Raw genomic sequence first — 19,456 nt, forward strand, 5'->3', positions numbered from 1 at the left:
CCTAGGCTTCTGCAGCTGCGCGGCCCAGGCCGGCGCTGAGGTTCTTGGTGAGTTGTCCGACGGCGTCCACGCCGCCATCGCGCAGGGCAGCCACCAAAGCGGTACCGACGATCACGCCGTCCGCATAGGCAGCGATTTCACGGACGTGATCCGGGTTAGAGACGCCCAAACCTACGCAAACGCGCTCGGCGCCCGCGGCATGGGCGCGGGCCACCACGTCTTCGGCAGTGCTGCTGACCGAGGTGCGCGTTCCCGTGACACCCATGATCGAGACAGCGTAGACAAATCCACGGCTTGCCTTGACCGTCATGTCCAACCGCTCCGGGGTGGAGGAGGGTGCCACAAGGAACACCCGGTCCAAGCCGTACCTGTCCGAGGCTTCGAACCACTCATGAGCCTCATCAGGAACCAGGTCCGGTGTAATGAGGCCTGCTCCCCCGGCTTCTGCCAGGCGGCGGGCAAATTCATCCACGCCCATGCGCATGACAGGATTCCAATACGTCATGACCAGGACTGCCGAATCAGTGGCTGCAGTGATGCCGGCAACCACGTCAAAGACGTTGGCAACGCGGAATCCGTTGGAAATCGCTTCGGTGGTGGCGGCCTGGATGACGGGGCCGTCCATCACGGGATCGGAATACGGGATTCCGATCTCGATCAGGTCAGCACCGTTGCGGGCCAGGGCAATGCCGGCCTCAATGCTTTCCTGGACGGTGGGGTAGCCCGCGGGAAGGTACCCCACCAGCGCAGCCCGTCCTTCTGCTTTGGCTCGGTCAATGGCGGCAGCGGATTTGCTGGCGAATTCTTCAGTCATCAGTTCTGGTCCTCGTTGACATCCACGGCAGCTTCGTTAGTGCGCTCGGTTGGCCCCTTCGGCTTCCGCGTGGACAGCGTAGTGCCCTTGACGTGCCCTTCCTCGTCCAACATGTTGAACCAGGCAGCAGCAGTCTCCACGTCCTTATCGCCACGACCGGACAAGTTAACGATCACCGTCACGTCAGAGGGGTTTTCCTTGCCCTCCGTGAGCCGGTGACCGATCTTGATGGCACCTGCCAAGGCATGTGAGGACTCAATGGCGGGGATGATGCCTTCAGTCCGGCACAGGACGCTGAAGGCGTCCATGGCCTCGGTGTCCGTCACCGCCTCGTAGGTAACACGCCCGATATCTGCCAGGTAGGAGTGTTCCGGGCCGACGCTCGGGTAGTCCAAGCCGGCGGAAATGGAGTGGGACTCAATGGTCTGGCCGTCTTCGTCCTGCATCAGGTAGGAACGGGCCCCGTGAAGTACACCAGGGCGGCCCAGGGAGATCGCTGCCGCGTGGCGGCCCGTCTCCACGCCTTCGCCTCCGGCTTCAAAGCCGTAGATCTTCACTGACGCGTCGTCAAGGAAAGCGTGGAAGAGGCCGATTGCGTTGGATCCTCCACCGATACATGCAGCAATGGCGTCGGGAAGCTTGCCTGTTTGCTCCAGGATCTGGCTGCGCGCTTCTTCACCGATGACTTCGTGGAAGTAGCGGACCATGGCGGGGAAGGGATGCGCCCCGGCTGCGGTGCCCAACAGGTAGTGGGTGTGCTCCACATTGGAGACCCAATCCCGAAGGGCATCGTTGATGGCATCCTTGAGTGTCTGTGAACCGTTGGTCACAGGTACCACCGTGGCACCGAGCAGCTGCATGCGGGCCACGTTCAGGGCCTGGCGCCGACAATCCTCGGCACCCATGTAGACCACGCAATCCAGGCCCAGCAGGGCTGCGGCCGTGGCGCTGGCGACACCGTGCTGTCCAGCACCGGTTTCCGCGATCACACGGGTTTTGCCCATGCGCTTGGCGAGGAGTGCCTGACCCAGGACGTTGTTGATCTTGTGGGAGCCGGTGTGGTTCAGGTCCTCGCGCTTGAGGAAGATGCGTGCCCCGCCGGCGTGCTCCGAGAAGCGCTTGGCTTCGGTGAGCAGGGAAGGCCTGCCGGAGTAGTTCTTGTTGAGGTCCTTGAGCTGCGCGATGAAATCTGGATCAGCCTTGGCTTTCTCAAAAGTGTCTTGGACTTCGTCGAGGGCGGCGATGAGCGACTCGGGCATCCAGCGTCCGCCATAGCTGCCAAAGTAGGGCCCCGATGCATTCCGCAGCGAAGGGCCACCTTGGAGGAATGCGTCAGCCACATTCTCTTCTGAGCCGGCTGTTGGCGCGTCGACCATCAGTCTCACCGTCCTGTTCCAGTTAGTTCATTGGGTAGTTCCACGTGCCACAAGGCAGCCGCAGGCTAATGCCCGGGCTGCCTTGCAACTATTCGCCGTGATTCAGTTACTGCCTCAGTTCCTGACGGCGATGGCGGCAGCTCCGGCTGCCTTGAATTCAGTGATGCGTTCCCGGGGCGTGGAGTCGCTGACCAGCGCCTCCCCCACCAGGATGGCGTTGGCGCCGCCCTCGGCGTAATGCGAGACGTCCTCGGGCCCCCTGACGCCGGATTCGGCCACGATGACGGACTCAGCTGGAATCAAGCCGGCCAGTGATCCGAAAACGGAGCGATCGACGTCGAGCGTTTTGAGGTTGCGGACATTGATGCCAATGATCTTGGCCTGCGCCGCTACTGCCCGCTCGATTTCTTCTTCGGTGTGCGTCTCCACCAGTACGTTCATGCCGAGCTCGTGGCTCAGGGCACTGAAGTCGGCAAGCTCCGAGTCGGACAATGCCGCGACGATCAGCAGGATGAGGTCCGCGCCATGGGCACGGGCTTCCCAGATCTGGTACTCATCAACGGTGAAGTCCTTGCGCAACAACGGCGTTTCGACGGCGGCGCGCACCGCATCGAGGTCCGCCAACGAACCGCCAAAGCGGCGCTGTTCGGTGAGGACGCTGATTACGGAAGCTCCGCCGTCGGCATACTGCACCGCGAGCGACGCGGGATCGGCGATGGACGCGAGGTCACCCTTGGAGGGGCTGCGACGCTTGATCTCGGCGATGACTTTGAGGTCGTTGCGGATCGATGACGGGCCACCAAGGGCTGCCCATGCATCACGAGCGGGAGCAGCGTTTGCGGCGCGCTCCTTCAGCTCCGCAAGGGACACGCGGCCGCGGCGGACCTCCATGTCCTCCTTGACTCCAACAATGATGTCATCAAGAACGGTCACGATTAGTGGCCGTTGTTCTGCAGCTTGCTGCCGCCAACTCCGTAGCCGGCCTTGCGCATGACGAAGCCTACGATCAGGCCGATGACCATGACCACCAGTCCGCCGACGAAGATCGGGGTGCTGGCGATGACAAAGGCGATGGAGGAAATCAGGGCGCCGACCAGCATCACAAGTACGCAGGTCCAGGCAGCCGGGCTGTTTCCATGACCGATGGCGTCAGCGTGGCTGGCCATGGTGGATTCCGCTTGATGGTTGGACACTGTGGTTTTGCTCATGTGAAATCTCCTCAGGATGAATACTGCTTACATTCTGCCATTTATTGACGACTGCCGGGACATCGGCGGACGTCAGGACAGGCGGCGTCGGCTTTGTTGCTCCGGACCGCCCGAAAGTCTGATGGGCGACTGCCTATGTGGGGTCTTCACCGCGCGAGAGGCTGTCCCAACTGTCGATCTCGTCCACTGGTTCGTTGCTGCTCTTCCTGCCCCGCGCCCCGGCGTCGTACTTGGTTCGGGAGGTCCAGTGCCGCCCTGCCAGAGGCAAGACAACAGCGCAGACCGCCAAGAGGAAACCGGCAATGATGGCAAGTACCGGGAACGCAGTTACTACAGCATCGGCCTGCCCGCCGGAGACTCCCGTGGCGGCAGCGATGGAACCCTGTGCGGCTCCCAGCGGATCAAGGATCACCGTGACTGCTGCGAGGATGATTCCCGCAGCGGACAAGGCGATGAGGAATGCGGTTATCCAGCGGGCGATCTTCCCGGCGATGGACGCCGCCAGGCCACCCGCCAAAGCCACGACGGCCAGCGCCGTGACCGCGGTAGCCGCTTTGCTTCCTTGGACATGGAGGTCGCTGTTGGAAGCGCCGGTGGGATCCAGCCGGACCTCGATCCACGTCTGAGTGGTGGCTCCGAAGACAGCCAGCGCAAGGATGGTGGTGGCAAGAACCAGAGTGGACTTCCTCGCCCAACGCGGCGACCGCTTCGGCGAAGGCGCTGAAGATGCACTGCTCATGACGCCGGCGTCTCGTCATCGGACACGTCAGCATTCCGGGCGGCGCTTGCGGAAATGTTCTGCAGCGACCCGGCTGTGTGCACCGCGCGAAGGGGCGCGGCGGCCTTGTTCACCGTCTCCAAAGCTTCAGAAGGCTTGTGCGAATCGGCCACAATCCCACCGCCGGCCTGAACGTAGGCACGCCCCTCACGGAGCAGTGCGGACCGGATGGCAATGGCCATGTCCATGTCTCCGGCGAAGTCCAGGTAGCCCACCACGCCACCGTAGATGCCGCGCCGGTGCGGTTCCAGTTCGTCGAGCAGCCTCAGCGCACGCGGCTTGGGAGCACCGGACAGAGTGCCTGCCGGGAAGGTCGCTTTGAGCACGTCGTAGGCCTTGGCGTGGGGAGCCAGCTCGCCAACCACAGTGGAAACAAGGTGCATGATGTGGCTGAACCGCTCCACTTCCATGAACTGCGTGACATCCACGGTTCCCGCGACGCAGACCTTGGAGAGATCGTTGCGTGAGAGGTCAACCAGCATCAGGTGCTCGGCGCGCTCTTTCTGGTCGGCCAGGAGTTCCAACGCCAAGGCCTTGTCCGCCTCCACGGTCTTGCCACGGGGGCGCGAACCGGCGATGGGGTGGGTAATGACTTCCTGTCCGGTCACCGTGACCAAAGCCTCCGGCGACGAGCCCACAATCGAGTACTCGCGACCGTCCGCGTCCTCCAGGCTGAAGAGGTACATGTACGGGCTGGGGTTGGTGTTCCGCAGGACGCGGTAAACATCCAGCGGGTCCGCGGCACACTCCATTTCGAATCGCCGGGAGATCACCACCTGGAAAACCTCGCCGTCAACAATGGCTTCCTTGCCGCGGTCGATCGCTTCCAAGTACTTGGCCTCATCCCAGCGTTCCTGGACGCTGGAGGCAAAGTCCAGGGCACCGGTTTCCAGCACGGAGACCGGCTGGGCAACAGGGGTGCTGATCTGTGCCAGCAGCCCTTTAACCCTGGCTACGGCGTCGTGCCAGGCATCATCCACCCGCTCGGTGCTGTCATCGAAGTTGATGGCATTGGCTATCAGGAGGACTGTGCCGTCCACGTTGTCGTGCACCGCCATATCGGTGACCAGGTTCAGTGCCATCTCCGGCAGTTGAAGGTCATCCTCGGGCGGAGACGTCAGTCGCTCCCAATGGCGCACGGCTTCCCAGCCAAGGAAGCCGACCAATCCCGAGGTGAACGGAGGCAAGTCTTCAAAACGATCCGTCTGCAAAGCAGCAATGGTCTCGCGGACGGCTTCCACCGGGTTGCCGGAAACCGGGACGCCTACAGGGGGCTGGCCGATCCAGTGGGCTTCGCCGTCCTTGGTGGTCAGCGTTGCACGAGACTTCGAACCAATGAAGGAATAGCGGGACCAGGAGCCGCCAACCGCAGCTGATTCCAGGAGGAAGGTTCCCGGTTGCCCTTTGGCCAGCTTCCGGTACAAGCCGATGGGGGTCTCGGCATCCGCCAAAACCTTGAGTCGGACAGGGATGACACGGCTGTGGACGGCGAGTTCGCGGAACTCTTCCAGGCCCGGGCTGATGATTCCAAGGTCCTGCATGGCTATGTTCTCCGCCTTATTGTCTGAGGTGGTACGTCGGTGGAAAGTGGTGGGTGCCTTATTCGCGGTGGCCCGTAACGACTGTGAAGTCGCGACCATCAAAGCAGGTGCGGGTTCCGGTGTGGCAGGCTGCGCCAATTTGGTCCACGCGAATCAAAAGGGCATCGCCGTCGCAGTCAAGGGCAACAGACTTCACGAACTGTACGTGTCCGGAGGTGTCGCCCTTGCGCCAGTACTCCTGGCGGGAGCGGGAGTAGAAAGTGACCCTGCCGGAGGTCATGGTGCGGTGGAGCGCTTCGTCGTCCATCCAGCCGAGCATGAGGACCTCATGGGTGTCGTGCTGCTGCACGATTGCAGCAACGAGGCCTGAAGAATCCCGTTTCAGGGCGCTGGCGATCTCCTGCGGCAAGGGGCTCGCGGGGTCGCTTGAGAGCTCCGCGGCAGGAGTTGGGCTGGGGGCGGACTGCTCTGACATCAGATCAAGTCTAGTGCCTTTGGCGGGAGCCGGATTCTGCGGCGGTTCCACTGCGCAAGAGTGCTCCGATCGTGCTAGTTTCACAAGTGATGCATTTCGTCGAACCTTCCCGAGAAGTACTGGCCGAAACCCTGCTGGCGGCCGGGCCTGACTCCCCCACGCTCTGCGAAGGGTGGTTGACCCGGGATCTTGCCGCGCACTTGTACCTGCGGGAACGGAAGATTGCAGTTGGCTTGGGGCTCCTGATTCCTAGCCTGGGCAAGGCCTCCGAGAAGGCTACATCCAAGCTGGCAGAAAAGCTGAAGAGTTCGGACGCCTACGCGGATCTCGTCAAGACCTTCCGCGGTGGCCCGCCGGCTCTGTCCCCCTTGAAGATCAAAGCCCTGGATGAGACGTCAAACCTCATCGAGTACTTCGTGCACACCGAGGATATTCGCCGTGCCGGTGACCGCTGGGCGCCCCGCGCCCTGGACGAAGCCTATTCGGACGCCTTGTGGGACGAACTCATCAAGCGCGCGGCGTTCCTTTATCGCGGCGTGGACCTCGGCATTGTGCTTGTGCGGCCCACCGGCCCCCGGCACGTAGCCAAGCGCGCTCCCGTCTCCGTTGCCATTGTCGGCGAGCCCGGCGAGCTGCTCATGCATGCCCATGGCCGCACCAGCCAAGCCCTCGTCACCTTCGAGGGCCAGCCGGACGCCGTCGCGCTCTTGCAGTCTGCGGACATCGGCCTTTAAACAGCAACGCGGGTCACTTCCCGCCCGTAATCCGCTAGGGGAAGGGCAGGAAGTGACCCGCGTTGCTTTTATGGGGACTAGCGGACCTCGAAGCCTGCCTCACGAATCGCGGTCTTGACCTGGGCAATCATGTCGTCTGGTCCAAAGTGAAACACTGATGCCGCCAGAACGGCGTCCGCGCCTGCCTCCACAGCAGGCGGGAAATGCGCAGGCACACCTGCCCCACCGGACGCGATGATGGGAATGTTCACGGCGGCACGAACCAGGCGGATCAATTCAAGATCGAAACCGTCTTTGGTGCCATCAGCGTCGATCGAGTTGAGCAGAATTTCTCCCACACCCCGATCAGCTGCTTCTTTGGCCCAGGCTATGGCGTCGATTCCGGCGCCGGTGCGGCCACCATGGGTGGTCACCTCAAAACCGGACGACGTCGGCTGGTCACCTTCGCGGGTACGGCGTGCATCCACGGAGAGCACCAGCACCTGCGAGCCGAAGTGTCGGGTGATCTCATCGATCACATCGGGCCGGGCAACGGCAGCGGTGTTGATGGATGCCTTGTCCGCGCCGAAGCGCAGGAGTTTGTCCACCTCGGCAACACCACGGACGCCTCCGCCCACGGTAAGGGGGATGAATACTTCCTCTGCAGTGCGGCGAACGACATCGAACGTGGTTTCCCGGTTGCCGGACGAGGCTGTAACGTCCAGGAACGTCAGTTCGTCGGCCCCGCCGTTGTCGTACCGGTGTGCGAGTTCCACTGGATCTCCGGCGTCGCGGAGGCCTTCAAAATTGACACCTTTGACCACGCGGCCTGCATCGACATCCAGGCATGGGATGACGCGTACGGCTACAGCCATGTGCTGCTCCTAGATTCTGCTGGACTCATACCGGGATCAGATGCGGCAGGCGTGGATGCTGCTGACCAGGATGGCGCGTGCGCCGAGGTCGTACAGCTCGTCCATGATGCGGTTGGTTTCCTTCTTGGGAACCATGGACCGCACGGCAACCCACTCGGAATCCCGCAGCGGTGAGACGGTGGGCGATTCGAGGCCCGGAGTCAGGGCTGCCGCGTCTTCCACAAGGTCTTTGCGGATGTCGTAGTCCATCAGGACGTACTGGCGTGCCACGAGGACGCCTTGGAGTCGCCGGATGAGGATCTCAATTTCCTTGGCTGTTCCGTTGGCGGCTCCACCCGAGCCGAAGCGCCGGATCAGCACGGCCTCGGACTTCAGGATGGGATCGCCAAAGATCTCCATGCCGGCAGCCTTGAGGGTGTTACCTGTTTCAACCACGTCTGCGATCGCGTCTGCCACGCCGAGGCGTACCGAAGACTCCACGGCGCCGTCCAAGCGGACTACTGTGGCGTTCACGCCGCGCTCGGAGAGGTAGTCGCGCAGAAGTTGGTCGTAACTGGTGGCGAGGCGTTTGCCTTCGAGCTGCTCGACGCCGGTGAAGTCACCGACGGGACCGGCGAAACGGAAGGTGGACGGGGCGAAGCCCAACGGGAGCAGTTCTTCGGCTTCCACCTTTGCGTCCAGCAAGAGGTCGCGGCCGGTGATGCCTACGTCCAGGGTTCCCTCGCCCACGTACACTGCGATGTCGCGGGGACGGAGGAAGAAGAACTCAATGTCATTGTCGGGATCAACCATGACCAGTTCGCGGGTGTCGCGTCGCTGGCGGTAGCCGGCCTCGGACAACATTGCCGAGGCGGCTTCGGACAGGGATCCCTTGTTGGGGACTGCTACACGGAGCATTGGGAGACTTTCTTTTTGGAATGGAGGTTTTCAGGCACGTTGGCCACGCGGCGGGCTCCGCAACAGGTCAGCGGAGTGGCGTGGCTAGAGATGCTTGTAAACGTCTTCCAGGCTGAGGCCCTTGGCGAGCATGAGGACCTGCAGGTGGTACAGCAACTGGGAGATTTCCTCAGCAGCGGCTTCGTCCGATTCGTACTCCGCGGCCATCCAGACTTCGGCGGCCTCTTCGACCACCTTCTTGCCGATGCCGTGGATTCCGGAGTCCAGTTCGGCAACCGTGCGCGAACCTGACGGGCGGGTCGCTGCTTTCTCACTCAGTTCTGCGAACAGCGTCTCGAAATTCTTCACGCCCTCCAGACTACTTGCTCCAGGGCGGACACCGCTTGTTGGGGCGTTGCATGACGAAGGGGATGTGAGTGAAGACACACTCACATCCCCTTCTGCAGCAAGCGCTTCTAGCTGAACTGCTTGAGCGCCACAGCCGTGGCCAAGGCAGCGGTCACTGCTTCGTGGCCCTTGTCCTCCTTGGAACCGGGAAGACCGGCACGGTCGATCCCCTGTTGCTCGGTGTCGCAGGTGAGGACGCCGAAGCCAACCGGCACGCCGGTGCGGACGCTGACGTCGGTGAGGCCCGAGGTCGCCGCCTGGCAGACGTAGTCGAAGTGCGGGGTTCCGCCGCGGATCACCACGCCCAGGGCTACGACGGCGTCAAAGTGCGGCGCGAGCCTGGCCGCGGCAACCGGAAGCTCAAAGCTGCCCGGAACCCGCAGCAGTGTGGGTTCGGCGATGCCGGCTTCCTTTGCGGCGCGAAGGGCGCCGTCAACCAGTCCGTCCATGATCTGTGTGTGCCAGCTCGCGGCCACGATGGCCAGCTTCAGCTGAGAGGTTTCCTCGGGGTTGAGGGTGGTGAGGTCAATAGTGGGTGCGCCGTGGCCGCTCATATTGATTGAAGTCCGTTCAGTCTTGGTTGTTGTCGAAGGGGTGGGGTGCCGGCGTCTTGCCGTTGCTGACGGGCTCAACGTCGAGCGCCAGCCGGTGATCCATCCGGTCTTTCTTGGTCTGCAGGTAGCGCAGGTTCTGTTCGCGGGAAGGAACCTCGGTGGGTACCATCTCCACAACCGTGACTCCGGCTTGGGCAAGGCGGTTTTGCTTGTCCGGGTTGTTGCTCAACAACCTGACCTCGTGCAGCCCCATCTCCGCCAGGATCTGGCCCGCCGCTGTGTAGGAGCGTGCATCTACCGGCAGGCCGAGCTGTTCGTTGGCCTCCACGGTGTCGAAGCCGGCTTCCTGCAGCGCGTATGCCTTGATCTTGTTGGCCAGCCCGATGCCGCGGCCCTCTTGGCCGCGCAGGTAGAGCAGTGTCCCGCCCTCTGCGTGAATGAGTTCCAAAGCAAAGGCCAACTGCTCTCCGCAGTCACAGCGGTAGGAACCGAACACGTCACCGGTCAGGCACTCCGAATGCAGCCGTACCAGCGGCGCATGGCCGCCCTTGGGCGGGGTGGGGGAACTGACGGCAAGGTGCTCGTGGCCCGTCTCAAGGTCCGTCCACGCCTGTGCCACGAAATCACCAAAAGCGGTCGGCAATTGCACGATCGGCCCACCACTGACGGGATGCGGCCCGGGGCCGGTGTGGTCACTGCTGCGTGTGGTCGATGCGGTCATCGCTTCTCCTCGTTCTCCTGTGAAACATGTGCCGTGCGGGACTCTACCGCTTCAACATATGACACCAGGTCCTCAATGGAGATGAGGGGGCATCCATGTTCAGCGGCGAAATCGCGCAGACTGTCCAGCCGCATCATTTCACCGTCGTCATGTACCAACTCTGCGATCACACCCACCGGAGCAAGTCCGGCAAGACGACACAGGTCCACGGCAGCTTCCGTGTGGCCCGGACGTTCACGCACTCCCCCGTTAACTGCCCGCAACGGGAAAATATGCCCCGGGCGGGTGATTGAGGCCGGAGTGCTGCTGGGATCTGCCAGAACCCGAACCGTCAGCGCGCGGTCGGTGGCCGAGATTCCGGTGCTGACTCCGATCGCGGCATCGCAGGAAACAGTGTAAGCGGTTCCCTTGGAGTCCTGGTTGATCTCCACCATGGGCGGCAGGATGAGGGCGTTCGCACGCTCTCCATCCAAGGGAACGCAGATGACGCCGGATGAATACCGGATGGTCCACCCCATCAGCGCCGGTGTGGCGTGCTCGGCAGCGAAGATGATGTCGCCTTCGTTCTCCCGATCTTCGTTGTCCACCACTATTACGGCTTGGCCGGCGGCCATGGCGGCGATTGCTGATTCAACAGGATCGAGCCCGGTGCGTCGCGCGCCGGCCGGAGTGGTCTTGGCAGGGGCGCTCATTTTGACTCTCCCTGCTGAGGTGCGAAGGACAGAAGGCGCTCGGTGTACTTTGCCAGCACATCAACTTCGATGTTGACCCGGCCTCCCACCGTTTTGGCACCCAGGCCTGTTTCTTCCAAGGTGGTGGGGATCAGTCCGACCTCAAACCACGGTGCCGTCTCGGCGGCAGGACTGACAGCGGTCACGGTCAGTGAGACACCGTCGACGGCGATCGAACCCTTCTCGGCGATGTACCGTGCCAGCGTGGCCGGCACTCCGAACCGCAGCCGGTCCCAGTTTCCCAGCGGCTCGCGTTCCAACAGCTCACCAACACCGTCCACATGGCCCTGGACAACGTGCCCGTCCAGCCGCCCTCCGGCCGGAACGCAGCGTTCCAGGTTGACGGCATCTCCCGCCACCAGTTCGCCGATGGTGGTCCGGATCAGTGTCTCCCCCATGACGTCAACGCTGAAGTCCTGGCCTTCAATCTGCGTGGCCGTGAGGCACACCCCGTTGACGGCGATGGAGCCGCCCAGCGGCAATCCCTCGGCCGTGGTGGCCGCTTTGAGTCGCAGTGTTGCGCTGGCATCGCCGTCGTGCTCAATGCCCAGCACCGTGCCTTGCTCGGCAACGATTCCCGTAAACATCAGTTTCCTCCTGTGAGATATTCCGCAGCTTCACTGTGAGAAAGCAAATTCTTCTGCGAAACCGAATTCTTGATGGTGCTGGCGGCTCCCCGTGGGGAGCGCAGGTGCAGCCGAAGGTCGTTGCCAAGAATGCGGACAGCGCCGCCGCCGGCTTCGTCCCATGACCAATGCTGGGCCTCTTCCAGCGTGGTGATCCCGAGGTCGTTGAGTGCCGGAGTGCCGGATCCGAGCAAGGTGGGAGCGAGATAGACGATCAGTTCGTCCACCAGTTCTGCTGCCAGGAACGTGCTCAAAATGGATGAGCCTCCCTCTACCATGAGGTGCCGGACTCCCTGTTCGAACAACAGCCCCAAAGCTTCGGCCGGATCCCGTGTGGGCAGATGTACGAAACGCCCGTCAGTTCCGCGGACTGCAGCATCCTCAGGGATTTCCCGCAGGCCCATCACGGCCCGTAGTGGCTGGTGGGCCGATAGTTCGCCGTCCGGGTTTCTGGCCGTCAGGCGCGGGTTGTCGATCAACACAGTTCCGGTGCCTACCAAAATCGCGTCGATCAGACCACGCAGTCCGTGGTTGTCTGCAAGCGACTCCGGACAGGAGATCCACTGGCTGGTGCCGTCCACAGCAGCAATTCTGCTGTCCAGGGTCTGAGCTATGTGCAAGGTGACGAAAGGACGCTTGGCCGCAACGGCGTCGAACCAGTCACGGTTCACATCAAGCGCCTTCGCGCCTTCCAGTCCGGACCTGACCTCAACACCGGCGGCAGTGAGCGTGCGCGCACCGCCGGCGGCAGGATCATGGGGGTCGTCGACGGCGTAAATCACCTTCGCGATTCCCGCGTCAATGATCGCTTGGGCGCAGGGCCCGGTTCTGCCCACATGGTTGCACGGCTCCAACGTGACAACCATGGTGGTTCCTGTGGTGTCGACGCCCTTCCTGCGGGCTTCGAAAATCGCGTCGGCTTCAGCGTGGGCCGTTCCGGCCCCTCGGTGATAACCGGTTGCCAGCTGCTCGCCCTGCGGACTGAGGATTACGGCGCCTACTAACGGATTGGCACCCCTGGGTCCGGCAAGGGAAGCTTTCAGTGCGGCCTCCATGGCCGTACTCTCTGCTGGAGTGTAAGGGGTGTTGACGAAGCTCATTGGACCGCTCCCGCGGATACAGCAGCGGCCACCGGCCCGGCATCGCGGCCGGCTCGTTCGCGCTTTTCGGCCCGCCACCATACGAAGAACCCGGTAAGAGTGAAGAAGCCGTAGAACAGGTACATCACCGCGCTGGCGTAGTAACCCGCGCTGAACAACAGCGGCACTCCCACAATGTCAACGGCCACCCAGATCAGCCAGAATTCAGTCCATCCGCGTGCCATGCCGTAGGTTGCCAGCAGGGATCCCATGAAGGTCCAGGCATCGGCCCAGACGGGCGGATAGGAGCCAAGTGAGTCGAACAGGGGCGTCAGTGCCGCGGTGCCCGCCACCATGGCAGCAATGAGTGCGATCCGGACCTTGTTACTGGCCCAACCCGGCACGATGGCCCGCCCTTGGGTGCTCGATTGCCGGCCTTGCTGCCATCGGTACCAGCCATAAACGGCCACTGCGATGAACATGATCTGGCGTGCGGCTTGTCCCCACAGCGTGGCCGGCGCTGCTGCACCAAAGACGTTGCCCAGGAAGACCGTGAGCAGGAGGATGTTACCGACGATGCCGATTGGCCATGCCCAGACTTTACGGCGCATGCCGCCGAGGGCGCTGAGGAGCCCAAAGATGTTTCCAAGCACTTCGCGTAAGACTAGAGCAGATCCTCCAACGGGGATCTGTGCTTCGAAGAGCCATCGCAGAAAGTCCATGCCATTCCTTCCCAGTAAGCCGCGATGACTCCGGGGGTGTACGACAGCGCAATGCCGGGCGTCACAAAAGGAACGCCCAAGGCATGACTGTACGTGCTTCTCCCATCCAGACTTTAACTGTCGGTACCGGAATTTCACCAGTTCAACCGTCTGCCATCAAAGATCCAATTTCTTGGACATCCAATGGCTCGCGGGTCGCGGACTATAACCGCCGGTTCGGACTTACACCGACCCCGGAGCACGTATGTGTGTTGTTATTCTGCCACAACTACCGAGGTGTCCGGACTATTCCCCGGCCATTTTCGTAACATGTGGTGACGGTCGTCAGGCATTTGTCCATGCAGCGGCTTGACCAGCTGCACGAAGCTTCTCGATCGCCTCTGCGGGGTCTCGATGCCCGTACACTGCCGAGCCTGCAACGAAGACGTTCGCGCCGGCTTCAGCTGCCCTCACAATGGTCTCCTCAGTGATGCCACCGTCCACCTGGATGGCGACGCCGATCCCCGAATTTTCAATCGCAGCCCGCGCACGCCTGATCTTGGGCAAGGTGATGTCCAGGAATGGCTGTCCCCCGAATCCGGGCTCCACGGTCATGATCAACAGCATGTCCAGTTCACTGAGCATGTCCAGGTAAGGCTCCACGGGCGTGGCCGGACGCAAAGCCATGCCGGCCTTGGACCCCCTGGCGCGCAGTTCCCGGGCCAGCTTGACGGGCGCGATGGCGGCTTCGGCATGGAATGTCACCGAAGCGACGCCGGCGTCCGCGTAGGCAGGCGCCCAGCGGTCGGCGTCGGAGATCATCAAGTGCGCGTCCAGCGGCACCGGGCTGACCGCTTGAATCCTTTGCACCACAGGCAGGCCCAGCGTCAGGTTGGGAACGAAATGGTTGTCCATGACGTCCACATGGACGGCATCTGCATTGCTGATCCGTTGCAGTTCCGCCTCAAGGTTGACGAAATCCGCTGACAGGATGCTCGGGTTGATACAGCACTGAGACAAAGCAGCCCCTTCGGGTCGGTGGGAATGGAGTCCGGATTCCGGTAGCTACGGCTTCTTGCGGATGATTGCCATGAACATGGCATCCGTTTGGTGCACGTGCGGCCACAACTGGGCAGTGAGTTCGTGACCGGCGTCAAGATTGCCGGTAAGGCTGACGTTGTTCAACGCCTGTCCGGCGTCCAGCAGTTCAAGGTCCTCGCGCTTGGCCAGCACGTCAGTAACAACGGCGGTGGTTTCGGCCGGATGGGGGGAACACGTCACATAGGCCACCACGCCACCGGGCTTGACGGCATCAAGCGCGGACTTCAACAAGTCACGCTGTAAGGGGCCCAAGTCTCCGATGTCCTTGGGAGAGCGGCGCCACCGGGATTCCGGTCGTCTTCGCAAGGCACCAAGACCACTGCACGGTACGTCCACGAGGACGCGGTCAAAGGCTTCGGGCTGCTCCACACCCACTTCACGGCCGTCGCCGGTCCGCACTGTCCAGGCCTCATTGGGGACAGCCGATAGTGCTTGCTCAACGAGTTTGGCCCGGTGCGGTGCGGGCTCGTTGGCCAGCAGGGTTGCGCCGTCGCGGTAGGCCAAAGCAGCAAGGAGAGCCGCCTTGCCGCCCGGGCCCGCGCACAAGTCCAACCATCGTTCACCTTTGGCCGGAGGATCGCCCAACTCGACTCCGGCCAAAGCGCGGGCCACAAGTTGGGATCCCACGTCCTGGACACGCGTGGTACCACGCCGGACCGATTCAAAACGGCCGAGGTCCCCTCCGGCCGAAAGGGCAGAGTCTTCCACCAACTCACCTGCCGTGGCGCCATTATCGAAGGCCTCATCCAGGTTCCCCAACCCGGGCAAAGCCACCAGGTTCACCACTGGGGCCGCGTTGTCTGCCTCCAAAAGAGGATCAATTTCGGTTTTGGGGCGACCATGGGTCACCAACGATTGACGCAGCGCACGGACAATCCATTCCGGGTGGGCATGACGCAGGGCAGCGATCTTGGTTTCGTCTGATTCACCATCCAGCAGGATCTCCAGCCACTCCCCCATACTGTGGGCAGTGACCTTGCGAAGTACGGCGTTAATGAGGGCCGAAGGTCCGGCTCCGATAACCGCACGTGCCAAACCGACAGTCTGGTCCAGCGCCGCATGGGCGGGAACACGCATGGAAAGCAGCTGGTGCGCGCCGATCCGCAAAGCATCCAAAATGGCAGGATCCAGTTGCTCCAAGGGACGGTCTACGCAACGGGCCAGAACAGCATCGTAGGTACCTTGACCCCGTAAAGCCCCGTAGCTCAGTTCTGTGGCGAAGCCTGCATCGCGTCGGTCCAGGCGGTGCTCCCGGATACGAGCCGGCAGCACCAGGTTCGCGTAAGCGTCTTCGGAAGCAACCGCGCGGAGCACTTCAAAAGCCACGAGTCGCGCTGGATCGGCGCGACGCGTTCGCTGCGAAGGAGCGTTATCAGTGAAACCTCTTTTTGGCCCCCTGTTGCGCTCCCGGCCTTGGGCGTTGCGCTTGCTGTCGCCGCCGGCTCCACGGCTGCCCTGTGAGCCTCGATTTCCCGCTCCGCCGCCGTCCCGGCTCCCGCTGTTGTTGGGGCCTCGCCGGCCGGACTCGCTCATTCGAATACCACTCTCTCGGGTGTTGACAAGCCGCGCGCCCAATCGGCAGGCGACATCATTTTCTTACCGGCCGGTTGAATTCGGCCAAGCTCCACTGCGTGGGAGCCGGTACCCACTACAACGGATTTGCCGTCCACCCTGATGTTTCCCGGAAGAAGGTCCTTGATATCAGGCCGCAGTTTTACTGGTTCAAGTTTGATCCTCTGGCCCTCCAAGATGGTCCAGGCTCCTGGTTCAGGAGTAACACCCCGCGCGCGGCGGTTCAATGCAAGGGCAGGCTGGTGCCAGTCCAGGCGTCCGTCGTCGAGCGTCAGCTTGGGGGCGAGGGAGATTTCCCCGTTCTGCGGCTGTGGAGCAGCCTGGCCGGCATCGATTGCCGAGAGGGTCTGGCTCAGCAGTACTGCGCCGCTGATGGAAAGCCGCTCCAGCAGATCGCCGGCAGTGTCCTCGGAACGAACTGTTTCAGTGAGCGTCCCGAAAACAGGCCCGGTATCCAGACCTTCTTCGAGTTGGAACGTAGCAGCTCCCGTGACGTCGTCGCCGGCGATGATGGATCGCTGCACGGGCGCAGCACCGCGCCAGGCCGGGAGGAGGGAGAAGTGCAGGTTGACCCAGCCGTGTGTGGGGACACCCAGAGCAGCCCTGGGAACGATGCCACCGTAGGCAACGATTGCGGCTACGTCGGGAGCGAAATCCGCGATTCTGGCTGTGGTCTCGGCGTCGACCTTGGCCGCTCGGATGACCTCGATACCGAGTTCCATGGCTCGTGCTGCCACCGGTGAAGGTGTCAGGACGCGTTTGCGTCCCACGGGCGCGTCCGGCCGGGTGAGGACCGCAACGATCTCAAAGCCGGCTTTAACCAGAGCGTTCAACGACGGCACGGCCACAGCCGGCGTTCCTGCGAAGAGTACCTTCACTCGGGAACTCCGAAGCTGCCGCCGCCGAAGCTGGATTTTACGGAGTTGGCGCGTTGGGAGGTGGTTTGCTCCGTAATGGCGTGGTAATTGGCGTTCCGGATGGCTCGGAGGGCGGCCTTACGGTCATCGCCTTCCAACCTGTCGGTGTACAGGACTCCGTCAAGGTGATCTGTCTCGTGTTGGAAGCAGCGGGCAAGCATGCCCTCCGCCTCCACCGAAACCGGGTTCCCGTCCAGGTCCACGCCAGTGGCCTTGGTGGTCCTGTAGCGGCGCACGGGGAAGCCCAAACCGGGAATTGAAAGGCAGCCTTCTACTTCGTCCGGCTGGAAGTCGTCACTGTTTTCCAGGACCGGGTTGATGATGTGGCCTTCCACTCCACCGATTCGGTACGTAAACACACGCTGACTTATGCCCACCTGCGGCGCAGCGAGGCCGGCCCCCTCAACGTCCTCCATGGTTTCGGTCATGTCGGCTACCAGCTTGGCGAGCTCCGGACCGAAATCGGTGACGGGGTCAGCTACGGTGCGCAACACCGGATCCCCGATGATTCGGATACTCAAAATTGCCATCTGCTGTCAGTCCTCACGATCGTCAACCCCGGCTCCGGTTGTTGCGGGGCCTAAGCCAGTTTAGTTGAGGTCATGTGGCTGCAGGTGCCGCGCCTGCTGACGCAAATACAGGCGGAGCAACAGGGAGCAGTGGCTGTCCGGCCGCGACAACGTCCGCTGACATCTCCCACACGCGCCGCAGGGCGCAGAACTTCCACCAATGGTGCTTGAGGATGTCCGGATTGGCCCGTTGCGGCCTGACTTCAGTTTCCCCGATGGCTACTGCCAGCAACATGGGGTTATCGCCGTACTTCCATGGTTCCCATTCACCAGCGACAGGATCCACTAGGCTTTCTTCCGCCTTCATCCCTGCCGCGAGCTGCATAACCACTTTGTCATCCAGGGCCTTGACCGTACCGTCCCGGGTAGTGCCTTTGGTTTTGTAGTCAATGAGGCAGATGCGGCCGTTGATCCGTGCCACGAGGTCCAATGTCCCGGCATACCCCACCGTCTTGTTCCACACAGTGATCTCCGGAGCGAGAGGCTCCACCCGGTAGAGCTCCCACCACTCGTCAAAGCGGGCAGCAAAGGCCTGTTCTCCATGGGCTGCCAGGTCATCCCTGCACTCCTCCATACGGTGCGGCCGGCCCATGGCCCGCAAAGCTACCTGTTCGCAGTATGTATGAACGCGATCTCCGCGTGCTGCAGCCGCATCCCGGTAAACCTCGGCGGCCTTGGAGGCTTTGTTGATCGCCTGACGGATTTTTGCCGGGCTTCCAAGGATGGCTGGAAGCTCAGGATCTGCAGCCAAGCTGCTTGCGCCCATGTAACTGAACCACCCGTCCAAAGCATGGGCCTGTTGTCCGATCACTGTGGTGATGGACGGCACGGAAAATTGCTCAGTTGTGGAGCGGGCGTACATCCGGCCGTAGTCAGTAGCGTGGGCAAGCAGTGGAGCAGTCATATAAAGACTGTGTCATAGAGGACCGACAGAATTCATCCGCGGGAAGATCAGGGCAAGCTGCTCCGGGGAAAGCCTGGCGAGCTTGCCTGCGAGGATAGGGGCGGTCACGGCCAGCTCCTCATAGCGCGGGGCAGGGTCCGTTGCGGCTGGAGGCTCTTCCGATTCGTCGTGTTCGCGCATGCCTGATGGGTGCCGCGTCCACGTGGTTCGTGACGCAAAACCGGCGAACCGGATAATAAACGCCGGCCTTTCATACCAAGCCGGGCCTTCAGGCCGGGGGCAAAAGAAAACCCCGTTTGAACTGACTGGGTCAGTTCAAACGGGGTTCAATCTTTTCAAACCGGTAGTGGGCGATACTGGGTTCGAACCAGTGACCTCTTCGGTGTGAACGAAGCGCGCTACCACTGCGCCAATCGCCCGGTGCATAGAAAACACTAACGGACCACGGCCGGAATGCAAAACGGATAGCGGCTTGCGCCCGGCATCGAACTACAACGGTGGAATTACAGCGATGAAACTTCACCGCAACCGCGTAGATACAAGGATCCAGCCACCCTCGCGGTCAAAGGCAAGCTACCGATTTGGAGTTTGCAGCAACCTCCTATAGAGTTTTTACTCGTCGGAAAGCGACGGAATGCCTGCAAGGCTGCCCGCCGAAACGACACTGCGGACGTAGCTCAGCTGGTAGAGCACCACCTTGCCAAGGTGGATGTCGCGAGTTCGAATCTCGTCGTCCGCTCGCAAGGCACTGTCAAGGCAAGAATTCCTCGGAAATCTGCTTACACGGTGGGTTGGCCGAGAGGCGAGGCAGCGGCCTGCAAAGCCGTATACACGGGTTCGAATCCCGTACCCACCTCGGTGAAAACCATGTCTTCCAGCTCCTTGCTGGATGCATGGGCGATTGGCGCAGCGGTAGC

At 62.2% G+C, this 19,456-nt stretch carries 23 protein-coding genes, 3 tRNA genes and 1 riboswitch; of the genes, 3 read left to right on the forward strand and 23 right to left on the reverse strand.

The window, feature by feature from the left end:
* Nucleotide 1: 1 nt before the first annotated feature.
* From trpA to hisI, 7 genes are all read right to left on the reverse strand, one after another.
* Nucleotides 2-814 carry a tryptophan synthase subunit alpha gene (gene trpA / locus J7I86_RS18750; RefSeq protein ID WP_214822291.1) on the reverse strand — a complete coding sequence of 271 codons (813 nt, stop codon included), beginning with the start codon at nucleotides 812-814 and terminating at the stop codon, nucleotides 2-4.
* Entirely contained in the window at nucleotides 814-2,190 is a 1,377-nt protein-coding gene (gene trpB / locus J7I86_RS18755; RefSeq protein ID WP_214822293.1) for a tryptophan synthase subunit beta, read from the reverse strand. The genes trpA and trpB overlap by 1 nt, the downstream gene beginning before the upstream one ends.
* 114 nt (nucleotides 2,191-2,304) lie before the next feature.
* The gene (gene trpC / locus J7I86_RS18760) at nucleotides 2,305-3,123 is read right to left on the reverse strand and encodes an indole-3-glycerol phosphate synthase TrpC (protein ID WP_214822294.1); all 819 of its coding nucleotides are present in this window, start codon (nucleotides 3,121-3,123) and stop codon (nucleotides 2,305-2,307) included.
* A 2-nt stretch (nucleotides 3,124-3,125) separates the two neighbouring features.
* Nucleotides 3,126-3,398: an HGxxPAAW family protein gene (locus J7I86_RS18765; RefSeq protein ID WP_214822295.1), complete on the reverse strand. Its 273-nt coding sequence runs from the start codon at nucleotides 3,396-3,398 to the stop codon at nucleotides 3,126-3,128.
* 133 nt (nucleotides 3,399-3,531) lie between these two features.
* Nucleotides 3,532-4,137, reverse strand: a complete 606-nt coding sequence (locus J7I86_RS18770) for a Trp biosynthesis-associated membrane protein (RefSeq protein ID WP_214822296.1) — start codon at nucleotides 4,135-4,137, stop codon at nucleotides 3,532-3,534.
* Complete coding sequence (locus J7I86_RS18775) at nucleotides 4,134-5,717, reverse strand: anthranilate synthase component I (RefSeq protein ID WP_214822301.1); 1,584 nt, start codon at nucleotides 5,715-5,717, stop codon at nucleotides 4,134-4,136. The genes J7I86_RS18770 and J7I86_RS18775 overlap by 4 nt, the downstream gene beginning before the upstream one ends.
* A 58-nt stretch (nucleotides 5,718-5,775) precedes the next feature.
* Nucleotides 5,776-6,192, reverse strand: a complete 417-nt coding sequence (gene hisI / locus J7I86_RS18780; protein ID WP_214822305.1) for a phosphoribosyl-AMP cyclohydrolase — start codon at nucleotides 6,190-6,192, stop codon at nucleotides 5,776-5,778.
* 89 nt (nucleotides 6,193-6,281) lie between these two features.
* Between hisI and J7I86_RS18785 the strand changes: the two genes are divergently transcribed.
* Nucleotides 6,282-6,926 carry a TIGR03085 family metal-binding protein gene (locus J7I86_RS18785; protein WP_214822307.1) on the forward strand — a complete coding sequence of 215 codons (645 nt, stop codon included), beginning with the start codon at nucleotides 6,282-6,284 and terminating at the stop codon, nucleotides 6,924-6,926.
* 77 nt (nucleotides 6,927-7,003) lie between these two features.
* On the opposite strand, the gene hisF is transcribed toward J7I86_RS18785, so the two are convergent.
* The 16 genes from hisF to J7I86_RS18865 all read right to left on the reverse strand — a co-directional run bounded on the left by hisF (nucleotide 7,004) and on the right by J7I86_RS18865 (nucleotide 18,958).
* Entirely contained in the window at nucleotides 7,004-7,780 is a 777-nt protein-coding gene (gene hisF, locus J7I86_RS18790; RefSeq protein WP_214822313.1) for an imidazole glycerol phosphate synthase subunit HisF, read from the reverse strand.
* 36 nt (nucleotides 7,781-7,816) lie between these two features.
* Nucleotides 7,817-8,677 carry an ATP phosphoribosyltransferase gene (hisG, locus tag J7I86_RS18795; protein ID WP_214822314.1) on the reverse strand — a complete coding sequence of 287 codons (861 nt, stop codon included), beginning with the start codon at nucleotides 8,675-8,677 and terminating at the stop codon, nucleotides 7,817-7,819.
* A gap of 84 nt (nucleotides 8,678-8,761) precedes the next feature.
* Entirely contained in the window at nucleotides 8,762-9,025 is a 264-nt protein-coding gene (locus J7I86_RS18800) for a phosphoribosyl-ATP diphosphatase (RefSeq protein WP_214822316.1), read from the reverse strand.
* 107 nt (nucleotides 9,026-9,132) lie between these two features.
* A complete protein-coding gene (gene ribH / locus J7I86_RS18805; protein WP_214822318.1) occupies nucleotides 9,133-9,618 on the reverse strand; it encodes a 6,7-dimethyl-8-ribityllumazine synthase in 486 nt (161 codons plus the stop codon).
* A 16-nt stretch (nucleotides 9,619-9,634) separates the two neighbouring features.
* Entirely contained in the window at nucleotides 9,635-10,339 is a 705-nt protein-coding gene (gene ribA / locus J7I86_RS18810; protein WP_214822319.1) for a GTP cyclohydrolase II, read from the reverse strand.
* Nucleotides 10,336-11,031, reverse strand: coding sequence for a 3,4-dihydroxy-2-butanone-4-phosphate synthase (gene ribB, locus J7I86_RS18815; RefSeq protein ID WP_214822320.1), 696 nt, complete (start codon nucleotides 11,029-11,031; stop codon nucleotides 10,336-10,338). Before ribB ends, ribA begins: the two co-directional genes overlap by 4 nt.
* The gene (locus J7I86_RS18820; RefSeq protein WP_214822321.1) at nucleotides 11,028-11,657 is read right to left on the reverse strand and encodes a riboflavin synthase; all 630 of its coding nucleotides are present in this window, start codon (nucleotides 11,655-11,657) and stop codon (nucleotides 11,028-11,030) included. The genes ribB and J7I86_RS18820 overlap by 4 nt, the downstream gene beginning before the upstream one ends.
* The gene (gene ribD / locus J7I86_RS18825; RefSeq protein ID WP_214822322.1) at nucleotides 11,657-12,796 is read right to left on the reverse strand and encodes a bifunctional diaminohydroxyphosphoribosylaminopyrimidine deaminase/5-amino-6-(5-phosphoribosylamino)uracil reductase RibD; all 1,140 of its coding nucleotides are present in this window, start codon (nucleotides 12,794-12,796) and stop codon (nucleotides 11,657-11,659) included. Before ribD ends, J7I86_RS18820 begins: the two co-directional genes overlap by 1 nt.
* On the reverse strand, nucleotides 12,793-13,497 hold the full coding sequence (gene pnuC / locus J7I86_RS18830; protein ID WP_214822323.1) for a nicotinamide riboside transporter PnuC: 705 nt from the start codon (nucleotides 13,495-13,497) through the stop codon (nucleotides 12,793-12,795). Before pnuC ends, ribD begins: the two co-directional genes overlap by 4 nt.
* Nucleotides 13,498-13,586: 89 nt before the next feature.
* Nucleotides 13,587-13,743, reverse strand: a riboswitch (FMN riboswitch).
* 78 nt (nucleotides 13,744-13,821) lie between these two features.
* On the reverse strand, nucleotides 13,822-14,496 hold the full coding sequence (gene rpe, locus J7I86_RS18835) for a ribulose-phosphate 3-epimerase (protein WP_214822324.1): 675 nt from the start codon (nucleotides 14,494-14,496) through the stop codon (nucleotides 13,822-13,824).
* A gap of 45 nt (nucleotides 14,497-14,541) precedes the next feature.
* A complete protein-coding gene (locus J7I86_RS18840; RefSeq protein ID WP_214822325.1) occupies nucleotides 14,542-16,110 on the reverse strand; it encodes an RsmB/NOP family class I SAM-dependent RNA methyltransferase in 1,569 nt (522 codons plus the stop codon).
* The gene (gene fmt, locus J7I86_RS18845; RefSeq protein ID WP_214822327.1) at nucleotides 16,107-17,027 is read right to left on the reverse strand and encodes a methionyl-tRNA formyltransferase; all 921 of its coding nucleotides are present in this window, start codon (nucleotides 17,025-17,027) and stop codon (nucleotides 16,107-16,109) included. The genes J7I86_RS18840 and fmt overlap by 4 nt, the downstream gene beginning before the upstream one ends.
* Nucleotides 17,024-17,596: a peptide deformylase gene (gene def / locus J7I86_RS18850; RefSeq protein WP_214822330.1), complete on the reverse strand. Its 573-nt coding sequence runs from the start codon at nucleotides 17,594-17,596 to the stop codon at nucleotides 17,024-17,026. The genes fmt and def overlap by 4 nt, the downstream gene beginning before the upstream one ends.
* A gap of 70 nt (nucleotides 17,597-17,666) precedes the next feature.
* A complete protein-coding gene (locus tag J7I86_RS18855) occupies nucleotides 17,667-18,539 on the reverse strand; it encodes a cytochrome (protein WP_214822332.1) in 873 nt (290 codons plus the stop codon).
* 12 nt (nucleotides 18,540-18,551) lie between these two features.
* Nucleotides 18,552-18,719 (reverse strand): hypothetical protein, encoded by a 168-nt coding sequence (locus J7I86_RS18860; RefSeq protein WP_214822334.1) that lies wholly within the window; start codon nucleotides 18,717-18,719, stop codon nucleotides 18,552-18,554.
* Between the two features lie 167 nt (nucleotides 18,720-18,886).
* Nucleotides 18,887-18,958: transfer RNA gene (locus J7I86_RS18865), tRNA-Val, on the reverse strand.
* 247 nt (nucleotides 18,959-19,205) lie between these two features.
* Here J7I86_RS18865 and J7I86_RS18870 point away from each other — a divergent pair.
* Together J7I86_RS18870 and J7I86_RS18875 are read left to right on the forward strand one after the other, a co-directional pair.
* Nucleotides 19,206-19,278: transfer RNA gene (locus tag J7I86_RS18870), tRNA-Gly, on the forward strand.
* Between the two features lie 46 nt (nucleotides 19,279-19,324).
* A tRNA-Cys gene (locus J7I86_RS18875) sits at nucleotides 19,325-19,395 on the forward strand.
* Nucleotides 19,396-19,456 lie beyond the last annotated feature (61 nt).

This window comes from Arthrobacter sp. ISL-95, from assembly GCF_018613695.1.
GTDB lineage: Bacteria > Actinomycetota > Actinomycetes > Actinomycetales > Micrococcaceae > Arthrobacter.

Bases quoted from the DNA above. Each gene is read 5' to 3' on its own strand.
- trpA (WP_214822291.1), bottom strand. From the start codon at position 814: ATGACTGAAGAATTCGCCAGCAAATCCGCTGCCGCCATTGACCGAGCC.
- trpB (WP_214822293.1), bottom strand. From the start codon at position 2,190: ATGGTCGACGCGCCAACAGCCGGCTCAGAAGAGAATGTGGCTGACGCA.
- J7I86_RS18765 (WP_214822295.1), bottom strand. From the start codon at position 3,398: ATGAGCAAAACCACAGTGTCCAACCATCAAGCGGAATCCACCATGGCC.
- J7I86_RS18770 (WP_214822296.1), bottom strand. From the start codon at position 4,137: ATGAGCAGTGCATCTTCAGCGCCTTCGCCGAAGCGGTCGCCGCGTTGG.
- J7I86_RS18775 (WP_214822301.1), bottom strand. From the start codon at position 5,717: ATGCAGGACCTTGGAATCATCAGCCCGGGCCTGGAAGAGTTCCGCGAA.
- hisI (WP_214822305.1), bottom strand. From the start codon at position 6,192: ATGTCAGAGCAGTCCGCCCCCAGCCCAACTCCTGCCGCGGAGCTCTCA.
- J7I86_RS18785 (WP_214822307.1), top strand. From the start codon at position 6,282: ATGCATTTCGTCGAACCTTCCCGAGAAGTACTGGCCGAAACCCTGCTG.
- hisF (WP_214822313.1), bottom strand. From the start codon at position 7,780: ATGGCTGTAGCCGTACGCGTCATCCCATGCCTGGATGTCGATGCAGGC.
- hisG (WP_214822314.1), bottom strand. From the start codon at position 8,677: ATGCTCCGTGTAGCAGTCCCCAACAAGGGATCCCTGTCCGAAGCCGCC.
- ribH (WP_214822318.1), bottom strand. From the start codon at position 9,618: ATGAGCGGCCACGGCGCACCCACTATTGACCTCACCACCCTCAACCCC.
- ribA (WP_214822319.1), bottom strand. From the start codon at position 10,339: ATGACCGCATCGACCACACGCAGCAGTGACCACACCGGCCCCGGGCCG.
- ribB (WP_214822320.1), bottom strand. From the start codon at position 11,031: ATGAGCGCCCCTGCCAAGACCACTCCGGCCGGCGCGCGACGCACCGGG.
- J7I86_RS18820 (WP_214822321.1), bottom strand. From the start codon at position 11,657: ATGTTTACGGGAATCGTTGCCGAGCAAGGCACGGTGCTGGGCATTGAG.
- ribD (WP_214822322.1), bottom strand. From the start codon at position 12,796: ATGAGCTTCGTCAACACCCCTTACACTCCAGCAGAGAGTACGGCCATG.
- pnuC (WP_214822323.1), bottom strand. From the start codon at position 13,497: ATGGACTTTCTGCGATGGCTCTTCGAAGCACAGATCCCCGTTGGAGGA.
- J7I86_RS18840 (WP_214822325.1), bottom strand. From the start codon at position 16,110: ATGAGCGAGTCCGGCCGGCGAGGCCCCAACAACAGCGGGAGCCGGGAC.
- def (WP_214822330.1), bottom strand. From the start codon at position 17,596: ATGGCAATTTTGAGTATCCGAATCATCGGGGATCCGGTGTTGCGCACC.
- J7I86_RS18855 (WP_214822332.1), bottom strand. From the start codon at position 18,539: ATGACTGCTCCACTGCTTGCCCACGCTACTGACTACGGCCGGATGTAC.
- J7I86_RS18860 (WP_214822334.1), bottom strand. From the start codon at position 18,719: ATGCGCGAACACGACGAATCGGAAGAGCCTCCAGCCGCAACGGACCCT.